Genomic DNA, 12,539 nt, shown 5'->3' on the forward strand with positions numbered 1-12,539 from the left:
GTCAATAAGCTAAATTTAGTGGTATGATAATTTCAATAATTGTCCCCGCACCCTCCGGCTTATCAGTGATCTGAAGTTTTCCTTCAAGTCCAGACTGCTCATTGAGGATTCTAATTCTGCTTTCTGTAATGCTAATCCCTTTTGACTTTTTTCCCAAACCTAAGCTTGTTACTTTTCTACCAATCCCATTGTCCTCTACCTTGCAATGCAGGAAATCACCTAGCTTTTGATAATTGATATTAATCTCTCCATTTTCCTCTCTTCCCGGAAAGGCATGCCAAATGCAGTTTTCGACAAAAGGCTGTAATAGCATGGGCGGAACCAAAATATTTTGGGCTTCTAAATTCTCAGCAAGATGGATGGTATAGTTGAATTTAGCAGGTTGTCTTTTATTCTCAACTTGAAGATATAGTTCTAAAAAGGCAACATCATCACTCAAGGATATTTCCTTTTGAACTGAATTTTCAAGAACCAAACGCATCAGTTTACCGAAGCTGGAAAGATAATCCTGGGCATCATCAAGATCATTTTTGAGGATATAATCTCCGATCGAGTTCAGCGAATTAAAAATAAAATGAGGATTCATTTGCGCTCTCAGTGCTTTCAGCTCAGTTTCCGAGACCAATGCCCTAAATTCAGCTTCATTTTTTTCTGCTAGGGCATCTCTGCGTTTCTTGTAAAAATACACTCCGCACAATAGGATCAAGACAATCAAATTAGCTAGAATTAAGCTGTATTTTCGTACTATTTTTTCTCTTTCAAGTTCAGCAAGAGCCTGAGCACGTTCTTTATCAAAATCAAATGCCATTTGCTTTCTGCTTACTGCTACCCTTCGATTCTGGTTGTTTAAGCTATCCTTTAACACTGAAAATCTTTTGTAAGCTTTTAAGCTCCCTTCGAAATCGCTTTTAGCAGCAAACACATCAGACAAAGTTCCCCATGCGGATTTCTGCAAAAATATATTTCCTTGATTTTCACTCAATTGGAGAGATTCTTTTGCTAAAATCTCCGCCTTATCGAGGTCTCCCACTCCAAGAAATGCCATAGCGGCATTGGCGTATGCCGTGGGCTTAACAAAATCAATTTCCAGAGAATCTACCAAATTCAAACTTTTTTCCGCCATTTTAACCCCTTCCTCAGGCTGATCATTTTGCACATAGATCAATGAAAGGTTACTGTACAGGTTGGCAAGCTGAAGTGGATTTGACTTGAGCTGATCATAGTCCAAAGCCTTTTTGAAGTAATAAATAGCCGAATCATTTTGATCCAATGCACCATAAATATTTGCTATGTTCAGGGATGCATTCAATGCTGAACTTTGGCTATTTGTAGCTACCTCTTCAAACAAGCTTAAAGCCTTCTGATATTCCTCCTGCTCATAATAAATGGTCGCGATATTACCTTTTATGCTCCATTGGAAGGCTTCCAATTTCGAATTTTGCTCGGCTATGGCAAGTGCTGTATAATAATAGTCCAGTGCTTTAAAAGGATTGGAATAGCTGTATTGATAGATCAACCCCAGTCTTTCATATGCCACCATTATTCCTTTAGGATAATCCAGAATTTTAGCAAGTTCAAGAGTTTGCAAACCCCAGATTTCCAATTTGCTATCTCCAGGATTTTCAAATAAAGCTTTTTTGAGGAAGTCATTTCTCTGATCAATGATTGTTGAGTCAAGGTCACTGATATCCACAGAATCTACCGCTAAAGTATCTCCCCTTCCCTCAAAAAAACCTTGAGGAATATCTCCCAAAAAATGAAGTATTATAGTCAGTATCACACAAAGGCTCATGGCAAATAAATAGGTTATGTAAATTATGCTTTTAGCACAAAAAATAAGTCAAGTCAACCGATAAATTATTTAAGTATTACATCAAATCATTAGCTATTTCCAGGTGTGTATTCACTAGTTAATTTTATTGGAAAAGCAGAAAAAATGTCCACTCAAAAAATTCAAAGCTATTTATCTAAACCCGAAAAACTATTGCTTGGAGTTTGTGCAGTCCTGTCTATAAAGACAAATATGCCATCCTTAGCCCTGAGGATAGGTTTTATAGCTTTCACCATCATTTTCATACCATTAGCTATCCTGAGTTACCTGATTCTATTTTTGGCTATAGTATCAAAAAAAAGCAAAGCAATCAACTTAGCACTTACAGGCACTCTTTTGGGAGTACCGCTGAGCTATTACTTCCAAACAGAAATGGTACAAAACTGGAGAGGGAGCGGCGGAATAATCAGCTATTTGGTCAGTTTACCAAGCATATTGGAAGAGTACCATAATTATGTTGGCAGTGCTTGGGATATAGTTAGCAATATCATTTTGGCGATGCTGGTTTGTGCTGCTATAGGTGGCACCATTGGGTATTATTTAGAGAAAAACTCAAAAAGAAAACAAGTATGAAGAATTTCACATTTATCCTTTTTTGCCTGCTGAGCACTTTCTTTATAATGGCAGGCTGTTCTGATGGCGATGAAAAACCCGACGAAAAAATCAAATCCGAATACTACTTTCGATTCAAAGTAAATGGGATTTTAGAGGAATACATCTATCAACCAGAAACTCAGATTAACCTTACTGGAGGTAAATACTATAATGAAGAGAATCAACTTCACATTATCCAGGTATCCGGACATAGAAACATCTTTCAGCCTCAGCAAAATACAGTAGTACTTCAACTATTTCATACAGAAGATATTGCTACAGGAATTACCTATTCCAACATATCTTCTCCTTCATCAGTTTTACCGCAATTTTTTGGAATAACCTACATTGACAATGATGGCAAAACCTATTTAGCAACAAATAACAATCCTGCATTTCCCATGTGGGAAATTGCATCTTTCAAATTTGATAGGATAGATGCCACAGGTATGAAAGGTACATTTTCGGCAATCGGGAAAACCTACGATACCACTACTGGTCAAAGTATACTTACAGGAAGAGTAGAAATTACAGATGGTGAATTTTATGTTCCTAGAAATAATGAACTCTAAGTTATTGCTATTACCTGATATGAATGAAGTTGACTAAAATCTGCCGGTACGCCGGCCCGTGCGGGATTTTCGGTTTTGTAAAGGTTCATATTCTCTTGCATTCACTTGAAGTATTTTTAACTAATTCCCTGAATTAAACAAACTCGGCTTTTTTTTTGGACTAATTACCTAGCAAGGAATGGATCTAACCCGAACAGGTCCATTGAACTAGTGAAAAACAATTCTTTAACCCTAAAAACCAAGCTATCATGTCTAAAAACCATGGTCCAAGCATCAAAAACGATGATCAATACGAGGCACTGCGAAGAGAAGGAATGAGTAAGGAAAAAGCTGCACGAATCGCAAATGACCCCAATTCGGGCAAAAAAGGTGGCAAAGCAGAGAATTACGAAGACAGAAGCAAACAGGACTTATATGACAAAGCCAAGGAAGTAGGAATCTCTGGAAGGAGTAAAATGTCAAAGGATGAACTCATCCAGGCATTGAGAAACGCTTAGCTACCTGTTTTTTTCTTCTACAAATGCTTTTGAGGTGAACGTGTGAAAGTTCTCTCCATCTCCCCTAGTTCTAATTCTCCTTATTATAAGAATTCAAATACAAAGGAAATTAGGATCCCTCCTTTAAAACAATGCCTTAAATTAGGTATGGAATAATTTACTGAAATTTCAATCCAATGTACCTGAGCAAACAGTCCGAACTCAGCTACTTAAATGAAAAGCTTAATGGTCTCAAAATCACATCAAATTAGTGACGTGAAATTTAGGAAGACTAAGGAATTCATTACAAACAAACCAAAGATCACCCATGAAATCAAAGGATTTACTGCTCATATTCGTACTTCTTACCTTGGGATCATACTTCCTGGTCAAAGGTTTAGTGGCAGCTACAGCCTTTCTTATTCCTTTGGTTTTTGCAGCTATGTTGACCCTGATCTGCATCCCGTTATCCAGAAAATTGGAGCATTTTGGGGTGGGAAGAGGTATTGCTTCGTTTCTCTGTGTCATATTGAGCTTGGTCGCTTTTCTTTCTATATTCGTCGTAGTTTCAGCTCAAATCAGTAACGTAGCCGAAAAGTGGCCTGAAGCACAAGAAAGATTAAAACCTAGGCTGGAGAAAGCTCAAAATTTCATCCGAGAAAAAACCGGAATCAGTACACAAGAACAGATGCAAATGATCTATGGAAACGCCGAATCAGACAGTACTGCTTCACCTTCCAGTTCAAGCACACAGGCATCCTCAGAGATGATTACCGAAGATGCCAAAAAAACAATAGGACTGATAGTCATGGATTTTTTTGGGTTTCTGGGCAATGCCACGCTCACCTTTATCTATTTCTTTTTCCTCCTATTTTACCGGCATAAGGTAAAGCTCTCGATTCTGAGGTTTTTCAGTGAAGAGAAAAAAGAAAAAGCCAAAAAAGTCATGGCAGAGTCCATCCAACTCTCTGTAGATTTTTTGGTGGGAAGACTAACACTCATCTTATTTTTAGCTATCATCTATAGCATTGGGATGTCCATTGCCGGATTAGAAAATGCCATATTGATTGCAGTGATCGCGTCCCTCCTTTCACTTATCCCATTTATAGGGAATATCATTGGCTATCTTTTAGCCATAAGTTTAAGTGTATTTGGCGGAGCCGAAACCTGGTCTCTGGTCGTAGTTACACTCACTTACGGATTGGCACAATTCGTTGAATCTTATATTCTAGAACCCTACGTGGTGGGTAAAAAAGTTGATTTAAATCCTCTAGTTACCATAGTCATCGTAGTACTGGGCAGTTCCATTTGGGGAATATCTGGTATGATTCTTAGCATTCCTGTGGCTGGTATCATGAAGATCATTTTTGATGCTACAGATGGTTTAAAACCTCTGGGCTATGCGCTCGGCGAGGAGGATCTAGACGATCCCGATGAGCAAGGATTCCTGAGTAAATGGGGGGAGCAAATCTGGAATAAAATCAAAGGAAAATCTAAATAATCCAGCCGAACAGCAGAGGAATGGAATTACTTTGGAATAAGTGCTTTAAGGTCATCTAAGGTGTCGGCATCGTATATGGATTTATCCTTACGCCAACGTACAATTCTCGGGAATCTCACCGCTACCCCGCTTTTATGACGCTTGGAGAAAGCGATCCCCTCAAATGCCAGCTCGAAAACTAAGGTAGGTTCCACACTCCTGACCGGACCAAATCGCTCCAGCGTGGTGCGCTTAATGATGTTATCCACTTGGGCAAATTCCTTATCCGTCAATCCTGAATAGGCTTTGGCAAAAGTCACCAACTCCTTTTCTCCGTTTTCATTCCTCTCCCAGAGCCCAAAGGTGTAATCAGTGAATAAATTGGTTCGTCTTCCGTGTCCTCTCATGGCATAAGTCAGTACAGCGTCTATACTCAATGGATCGGTTTTCCACTTCCACCAATCCCCTTTTTTCCTTCCGACGCGGTAGGCTGCTGATTTTCTTTTTAACATAAGGCCCTCACTCCTTCTTTCTCTGGCCAGTGCCCTTTCCTCTACTACTTCCTGCCAGGAATTTGGGGAAATTTGCGCTGAAAGCTGTAAAACAGGATGATTAGTTTTTGTAACGAGTCCCTCCAGAAGTTTTCTTCTTTCCGAATAAGATAGAGTTCTGATATCATTTCCCTGAAATTCCAGTAGGTCATAGGATTTGAAAATCACAGGAACTTTGGCCAGGATACTTTTGCTCAAATTCTTTCTTCCAATCCTGGTTTGCAGGTCATTAAATAAACCGATCTGCCCATCTATAAATGGCAAAATCTCCCCATCTATCACAGTCCCATCAGGAAGAAAATCCTCTAGTGAGGAAATTTCAGGATATTTATCCGTGACCAATTCATCTCCTCTGCTCCAGATGAATAGCTCAGATTTCCTGCAAATCACCTGTCCCCGGATTCCATCCCATTTGTGCTCAATAGCCCATTCCGATACCTCCCCAAGCGCTTCGAGCTCATCTTCCAGCGCATAAGCCAAATAAAATGGATAGGGTTTGGAAACATAGGCCTGCTCATTTCTACCAAATATTAACTCTTCAAAACTGCTAGTGCCCGGACTCCACTCCCCCATCAGTCTATAGGCAAGCTCATCCTCTGGAACTGCTGTAACTTTGGAGAGTGCCTTAGTCATTAACTTCTGACTGATGCCTATACGAAAAGACCCTGTGAGCAATTTGGTGAAGACAAAACGGGCGTAATAATCAAGCTGAAGCCACATACCTTGTACGTAAGCTTTTTTTTCTTCTTCAGGCTTTGCCTTCAGCAAAATTAGTTCTTCCAGAATCTCTGAAAGTGACTGATCACTGAGATGCTCATCCTGTGGAATTATCAGTGCGATGGATTCTGCCAAATCACCCACGATGTGGTAGCTATCTTCGAATAGCCAAAGCGGAATTTCCGCCAGTTCTGCTGCGTATTGCCGGAGCAAGGTGGTATTCACCGGTCTCGGAGGTCGCCTGTGCGAAAGTATGGCGATGGTCCAGAGTTTATCCTGCTCATCTGCCTGCTCAAAGTACCTTGCCAATGCCGCTACTTTCTGATTGGTTTTGGTAGTGGAGTCCAGCTCCTCGATCAAACTTGCAAACCTCTTCATTAATTTTCCGATGGGTCTGAATTGACAGAATCTTCATTTTCTCCTTCATAACCAGTATTTTCCACGCTTGCTTCATAGCCCACTTCACGTAGGTATTTACTAAAAATATCCGTGTATCCATGCGTACAGATTACTCGCTCAGTCTCGCTGGCTTTGATACTTTGCAAAAGCCCCTTCCAATCACAGTGATCAGAAAGCACAAAACCTTTGTCCGTTGATCTTCTGGCCCTGGCGCCTCTGAATGCCATCCAACCACTGCAGGTACCTGTCTCAAAAGGAACAAATTTCCTCATCCAGGGCGAACCATGTGCGCTCGGAGGTGCCACTACCATATTCCCCAATAGCTCCTTTCCGGTAGTATCCCGAGTAACCAGTTGGGTCTCTGGCAAATCCAATTGCGGACGGATTACTTCAGTCATATTTTCTATTGCGCCATGTGTGTATATTTTTCCTATGGAAGAATCCAGGTGTTTGAGTATTCGCTGGGCTTTTCCCAGGGAATAACCAAAAAGAACTGAGGTTTTGCCTTCTTTTTTATTGTTTTCCCACCACTGATTGATTTCACCAAAAACCTTTGACTGAGGCTTCCATTTAAAAGTCGGTAACCCAAATGTGCATTCTGTAATCATTGTATGGCACTTTACAGGGTAATATGGCACAGCTACCCCATCGTCTTCGTCCTTGTAATCGCCCGTGAATACCCAAACCTCTCCCTTGTACTCCACTCTTACCTGAGAAGAACCCAAAATATGTCCAGCCGGATGAAGACTAAAAGTCACTCCGTTAATTTGAAAACTTTCGTTCCAGTTTACCCCTTGCACATTGATGGCACCCAGTCTATGCTTGATGATAGGAATATTGGAATGGTGTGTCAGGTAATTTTTATGCCCTGCTCTGGCATGGTCCGAATGACCATGGGTAATAATAGCATTCTTTACAGGTTTCCAAGGATCCAAATAAACCTGAGCTTTGGGACAATAAATGCCCTTGGAATTAAAAATAAGAAGGTCAGGTCTATTCATGAATCAGCAGAAAAGATAGTTTGGATTGATAAAGCAACCTGCATCCAGCCCAAGTTGTTCAGTGCCTATTAGAATAAGGGGTATAGCAAGCATTTAGTAAAACCTAGTTAGCTATTCCGATAGTAAATATACAGTTATGCAAATCCGCTTTTCTGCCAGTAAGGAGGCAAAAGCTGCATAGGATATGTTAAACTTAAGAATTGAGGCCACTTCAGCCTGTCACCCTCCTGCGGGGAGTCTTCGGTCACTTGTACTGAGCGAAGTCGTAGTATCGGTCTGCTGGCCGGTTGAACAGAGAAATATTCGTTAATGGCTTCATTCCGTATATCCATGTAAACATTTCATAAATCTGTCTGAAAATCAGCAAATTCAACCCTATCCTGTTTTCTATTCCAATATAAATTCTCCGCCAATGGAAACAGATGCGCACTGGATTCAAAGAAATGCATCATGTACCCAGCTGTATTGACAAAGATCACCAAATCTCCTACTTCAGGAAGTTTCGGGAGTGCTATTTTTCGTTTTAGAATCACATCTCGTTCTAGACAATAAGCTCCAGTAAAATATACAGCCACCTCCTGGTCTTTCACTACATCCGGATTTTGGTATAAAAGTATGGGGTCCAGCAAAAAATCGGCACTTCCGCTGAGCAACTGAGTCATGTTCATTTCCAAGCCCACCAGCCAGTCATTGCGGGAATCATTCTTCCTAAATGCAACCCTGGCTACAGTAACTCCCACCTGGTCTAGCAGTGATCTTCCAGGCTCCATCCTGACTTCAATCCCGGATTTTAGTATCCGTTCGGAGAGCATGTTTCCTTGACTGGTCTCAGCAGATAGTATTGCTTTCAAAAAAGCACCTTTTGATTTTGAGTTCCAAAATGGATAGATCTTTAACTCTCCATGCAACTCATGGTTTACTTTAGAGAGCCCCAGGCCGTTATTTTCGAAGGTGATCTCGGCTCTATTGCCTAAAACAGCCTTTTCCAGTTCAGCCCGAAAATGCACCCATTCCTCCTGGCTTTCCAAATAGTTCACTAGAAAACCTCCCCCAATATCTACGAATTCCGTAACCAAACCATGCGGTTTTAGCTCCTTCGCAATATCCAGACAATGACTAATAGCCAGGGCTCTTTCCTGAGTAGAATAGCCGTTCAGGTGAAAGTGTAACCCCTTATATTTCAGACAGTCAAATCGCTTCTTCCGAAGTAAATACCTGAGAATAAACTCGCTGATTTTTTCTACATCAAAACCAAATCTGCTATATAACTTTTTACCTTTTACCTCAAATCCACTGATGCGAAAGGCCACATTGACATGTAGATCAAGCTCCCGGGCTACCTCTTGCGCCAATTCGCATTCATCAGCATTGTCCAAAACAATCAAGACCTGATTTTCCACAGCTAGGCGAATCAATTCCCGGTTTTTTACTGCAGCCGTGACTACCAGTTTCTCAGCTGCTATCCCCATCTGCAAGCAGTCTTTCAACTCTCCCAAACTGGCCGTATCTATACCCATTCCTAGACTATGGGCTTGCTCCACCAGGTTTTTTGATTTATTGGCCTTTCTGGCAAAAAACACCTGATGCTTAATGCTGTATTCATCAAACACCTGTTGAAAATCCCGGTAATTCTCCTCCATGGATTTTGGGAAATGGATATTCACAGGTGAACCATATTTCTCCAAAAGCCGGTGAAGAAGCTGAGGTTGAGCTTCCAGCTCATTTATCCAGGGTGCGACTTTGGGACTTAGTTTAGGTAAGTGATTCATGAAAATGGGTTTTGCTTGAGGAGTGGGTAATTCTTTGTGAATAATCCATATACAGTTGGCTTACTTCCTTGCCCCAGTTACTTACAAAATCATTGCGGTTCCTCGATAGGGTATCATTATCATAAGTAAGTCCTTCAGTAGGTGTGCCGATAAAGGTCAGCTTTGGATTTGGCAATTCCTTTTCATCCAGGGGATGTCCCTGCTCATTGATATCCAAACATCCTGGCTTATAGTCCAGTTTGCCCACCATACGATTTACATATGGCCTCACTAGGCCCTGCTTCATCATATTCATATAGAGCTCGCTGCTGGAGTCTACCAAACAGGATTTTGGTATTCTGGCATCGATAAAATACTCGGAAATAGTGGATTTCCCATCCTTGGAACTCAGTTTGAATTCAGGTTCAAATTCTATTTCTGGGCATTTGCAAAAGGAAAAATCTATAATTCCAGCTTTGGCCAAAGCCAAAATCTTTTTCATATTCTGAATAGGCGGGCCATAAGAAATCCTATTGAGGTGCCCGGCGTATTTTTCATCAAATAATTGATGCGACTCGGGCTTCAATCGACCAAATCTATACAGTTTATTAAACAGCTCGCACATACTTCTCCAAACAGCCGAAACTGCTGCTATGGGATTGCTTTCTGGACCGGTTTCGGCTGCTGCTATGTATTGCGCTATCAGTTGCTGTAGATGAGCATCTCTGGACAAATCAGAGCTAGGTAATTCACGAAGAAATTGCTCAAATTCAAATCTGCATTCTTCTGGATACCTTTCATGAAACTCATCAATCACTACTTCCAACTTTGCTACATCTCCCCATTCACTAAAGTCTAGGGAATAGCTGTGAAATAAGGCACGGTAATATGCAGCTTTAAACTCTAAACTAATCAGTGGAAGCAATTCATGGTCAAAATCTATTTTCTCTGCGTTTGCAATAGCCATGTGAATGTGCTCCTCATTGAAAAAGTAAAGCTTTGGCTCAGGCAGGCCATAAGTATTGCCACGCGGAATCATAGGCAAACCTGATTTGGAAAAAGGGAAAATTGTTTCGGGTTCATTACCAGAGGGAATGTAGTTCAGCATTCCATTCTCAGCTTGCTCAAACTGCCCCCCTTTTCCTTCGCTCAAAGCCAAACATGCATCGATGAAAGTCAACCCCATGCCCTTTATTATTACTTTTTTATTAGATTGAACCTTGTTCAATTTTGAACTGACCGGATAGATAAAATCTACGTAGCCGAGTTTACTCACATACTGATCGGAGTTTTGATTGGGGTGACCTGAAGCTATTAGAACAGTAGAAATACCCGATAAAAACTGATCTGAACCAGCCTTCCCTTTCCAATGAATTCTAAAATCCCCCTGCTCTTCCTTCAGATCGAAAACCTCTCCTTCATGGCAGTAAATCTCACAGTTCGAAGGAGCAGCATCTACCAATCTCCTAAAACCATCTTTGAGATACCGTCCTACCAGTGCTCTCGGAGAAAAATCACTAGTCTTACAGGATGAACAATGATCAAATTTAATCTTTAGCCAGTCAGAATACCCTGTGGTCCTGGATACTATAGATTTTGGTTCCTGCTCTGTCCACATATTGATATATCCATTGGAATAGTTCATCAGCAGGTATTCCGGTTGATCTGTGCGGTAAATGTCGCCTGCACCAAATGAGTCAGTTTTATTGAATAGATGTATTTCAATAGGTAGTTTACGTTCAATGCAATTGAGATGTGCAAGGGCCCGTTCTAAGCCATATAGGCCTTTAGGTCCACTACCTATTATTGCTATTTTAAAGGACTCTCGTTCTTTCATCAAAGTGTATAATTTCAGAAGATATGAAAATTAGTTCTCCGGTTTTTAACCAGCAGCCTAAAGAAATAAGGATTGAAGTGCTGAGAAACGAGCACCGAACCTCTGACCTTTGTCCTAGCTACGATTTGCCGCTTCTTTTCCTTAATTGTTTTTGTCATTGGCTGCAGTGCGGATAATCGTTATTGGAATTGACCTTAGGCTACCTCGTAGCAACTTTCTAAGATGTTTTCTTTCACCCATTCCTCATTGTAGATAGTATCCAGATACCGCTCTCCCCGATCACAGAGAATTATAGCTACTTTGGAGTTACGGGGGATTTTATCAGAATATTTCTCCAATGCCGAGATTACTGCTCCGGAAGAGCCCCCACAGAGCATGGCTTCAGCATCCATTAACCTATGGCAGCCAATGACACACTCCTGATCATCTACATGGACTACATCATGAACTAATTCCTCTTTGAGAAATTGAGACTTACGTCCAGCACCATGTCCGGGGATTTTCCTTTCTCTAGGTGCCGAACTGAAGATTGCACTTCCAGCAGCATCAACGCCTATCACTTTAGTGCGAAGCTGATTGGTACGAATATACTCAGCACAGCCCATCAATGTACCGCAGGTGCTGGTTGCCGCAAAGAGATAATCTGGAGCTTGCCCGAGATCCCTGGTTATTTCCCGCATAGTCTGCACATGGGCTGCGGGATTTTGCGGGTTTCCATATTGGTTTGGCCAAAAGCTCCTCGGATTTTCCTCCAATAACTCTTGAACACGATCCAGCCTTGCCTGCAAAAACCCTCCTTCTTCAGCAGGCCGAGTGACCTGGGAAATTCCTGCACCATAGGCTTTTAGTATTTTCAGTGTTTGCTGATTGACCATGGGATCCACTACTACCTGCAGCTTCATTCCGAAAAATTTACAGGCCTGGGCTAAACCAATAGCCATGTTTCCCGAACTGGATTCCACTACTGTGTCTCCCTTTTTCAGTCCAAAGTGGGTAATGGCATGTCTGATCAGCTGCAAAGCTGTTCGATCTTTGATACTTCCTCCGGGATTGAAAGCCTCCAGCTTGGCAAAAAGCTGAAAAGCTGTTCCTAGCCGGGAAAGCTGGACCAAAGGTGTCTGAGCTATTGTATCTAAAATATTAGAATGAAAGTTAGTCGCCATAGTAATTCAATGATTTGACAGCACTGCAAATACCAAAACCGAACCTAATATTCTAACAAGCCAATTTTGTGATCTTCTACCAAGCGCGATAGTTCTCATCAGAAGGCAAAGTACTCGGGAGAATGGCATGTGAGGGTTTATTGGCTATTTCCTAGCTCCCTTGCTTAGCC

10 protein-coding genes are annotated in these 12,539 nt (G+C 41.3%); 4 read left to right on the top strand and 6 right to left on the bottom strand.

Annotated features, from left to right (window positions below):
- Window position 1: 1 nt before the first annotated feature.
- Window positions 2-1,792 (bottom strand): tetratricopeptide repeat-containing sensor histidine kinase, encoded by a 1,791-nt coding sequence (locus PBT90_RS09205; RefSeq protein ID WP_270132864.1) that lies wholly within the window; start codon window positions 1,790-1,792, stop codon window positions 2-4.
- 144 nt (window positions 1,793-1,936) lie between these two features.
- Here PBT90_RS09205 and PBT90_RS09210 point away from each other — a divergent pair, with 144 nt between their 5' ends.
- The 4 genes from PBT90_RS09210 to PBT90_RS09225 all read left to right on the top strand — a co-directional run bounded on the left by PBT90_RS09210 (window position 1,937) and on the right by PBT90_RS09225 (window position 4,974).
- On the top strand, window positions 1,937-2,404 hold the full coding sequence (locus PBT90_RS09210; protein WP_264810109.1) for a PspC domain-containing protein: 468 nt from the start codon (window positions 1,937-1,939) through the stop codon (window positions 2,402-2,404).
- Entirely contained in the window at window positions 2,401-2,997 is a 597-nt protein-coding gene (locus tag PBT90_RS09215; protein ID WP_264810110.1) for a hypothetical protein, read from the top strand. Before PBT90_RS09210 ends, PBT90_RS09215 begins: the two co-directional genes overlap by 4 nt.
- 248 nt (window positions 2,998-3,245) lie before the next feature.
- The gene (locus tag PBT90_RS09220) at window positions 3,246-3,494 is read left to right on the top strand and encodes a DUF7218 family protein (protein ID WP_264810111.1); all 249 of its coding nucleotides are present in this window, start codon (window positions 3,246-3,248) and stop codon (window positions 3,492-3,494) included.
- Window positions 3,495-3,801: 307 nt separating this feature from the next.
- Window positions 3,802-4,974, top strand: coding sequence for an AI-2E family transporter (locus PBT90_RS09225; RefSeq protein ID WP_264810113.1), 1,173 nt, complete (start codon window positions 3,802-3,804; stop codon window positions 4,972-4,974).
- A gap of 26 nt (window positions 4,975-5,000) precedes the next feature.
- On the opposite strand, the gene PBT90_RS09230 is transcribed toward PBT90_RS09225, so the two are convergent.
- The 5 genes from PBT90_RS09230 to sbnA form a co-directional block, all read right to left on the bottom strand.
- Window positions 5,001-6,599 carry an ATP-dependent DNA ligase gene (locus tag PBT90_RS09230; protein WP_264810115.1) on the bottom strand — a complete coding sequence of 533 codons (1,599 nt, stop codon included), beginning with the start codon at window positions 6,597-6,599 and terminating at the stop codon, window positions 5,001-5,003.
- Complete coding sequence (locus PBT90_RS09235) at window positions 6,599-7,621, bottom strand: ligase-associated DNA damage response exonuclease (RefSeq protein WP_264810116.1); 1,023 nt, start codon at window positions 7,619-7,621, stop codon at window positions 6,599-6,601. Before PBT90_RS09235 ends, PBT90_RS09230 begins: the two co-directional genes overlap by 1 nt.
- Window positions 7,622-7,962: 341 nt before the next feature.
- On the bottom strand, window positions 7,963-9,390 hold the full coding sequence (locus PBT90_RS09240) for a Y4yA family PLP-dependent enzyme (protein ID WP_264810117.1): 1,428 nt from the start codon (window positions 9,388-9,390) through the stop codon (window positions 7,963-7,965).
- Window positions 9,374-11,206, bottom strand: coding sequence for an FAD/NAD(P)-binding protein (locus PBT90_RS09245; protein ID WP_264810118.1), 1,833 nt, complete (start codon window positions 11,204-11,206; stop codon window positions 9,374-9,376). Before PBT90_RS09245 ends, PBT90_RS09240 begins: the two co-directional genes overlap by 17 nt.
- A gap of 194 nt (window positions 11,207-11,400) precedes the next feature.
- Entirely contained in the window at window positions 11,401-12,369 is a 969-nt protein-coding gene (gene sbnA / locus PBT90_RS09250) for a 2,3-diaminopropionate biosynthesis protein SbnA (protein ID WP_264810119.1), read from the bottom strand.
- Window positions 12,370-12,539 lie beyond the last annotated feature (170 nt).

Origin of the sequence: Algoriphagus sp. TR-M9, assembly GCF_027594545.1 — a bacterium.
GTDB classification, from domain to species: Bacteria; Bacteroidota; Bacteroidia; order Cytophagales; family Cyclobacteriaceae; genus Algoriphagus; species Algoriphagus halophytocola.

Bases quoted from the DNA above. Each gene is read 5' to 3' on its own strand.
- PBT90_RS09205 (WP_270132864.1), bottom strand. From the start codon at position 1,792: ATGAGCCTTTGTGTGATACTGACTATAATACTTCATTTTTTGGGAGAT.
- PBT90_RS09210 (WP_264810109.1), top strand. From the start codon at position 1,937: ATGTCCACTCAAAAAATTCAAAGCTATTTATCTAAACCCGAAAAACTA.
- PBT90_RS09215 (WP_264810110.1), top strand. From the start codon at position 2,401: ATGAAGAATTTCACATTTATCCTTTTTTGCCTGCTGAGCACTTTCTTT.
- PBT90_RS09220 (WP_264810111.1), top strand. From the start codon at position 3,246: ATGTCTAAAAACCATGGTCCAAGCATCAAAAACGATGATCAATACGAG.
- PBT90_RS09225 (WP_264810113.1), top strand. From the start codon at position 3,802: ATGAAATCAAAGGATTTACTGCTCATATTCGTACTTCTTACCTTGGGA.
- PBT90_RS09230 (WP_264810115.1), bottom strand. From the start codon at position 6,599: ATGAAGAGGTTTGCAAGTTTGATCGAGGAGCTGGACTCCACTACCAAA.
- PBT90_RS09235 (WP_264810116.1), bottom strand. From the start codon at position 7,621: ATGAATAGACCTGACCTTCTTATTTTTAATTCCAAGGGCATTTATTGT.
- PBT90_RS09240 (WP_264810117.1), bottom strand. From the start codon at position 9,390: ATGAATCACTTACCTAAACTAAGTCCCAAAGTCGCACCCTGGATAAAT.
- PBT90_RS09245 (WP_264810118.1), bottom strand. From the start codon at position 11,206: ATGAAAGAACGAGAGTCCTTTAAAATAGCAATAATAGGTAGTGGACCT.
- sbnA (WP_264810119.1), bottom strand. From the start codon at position 12,369: ATGGCGACTAACTTTCATTCTAATATTTTAGATACAATAGCTCAGACA.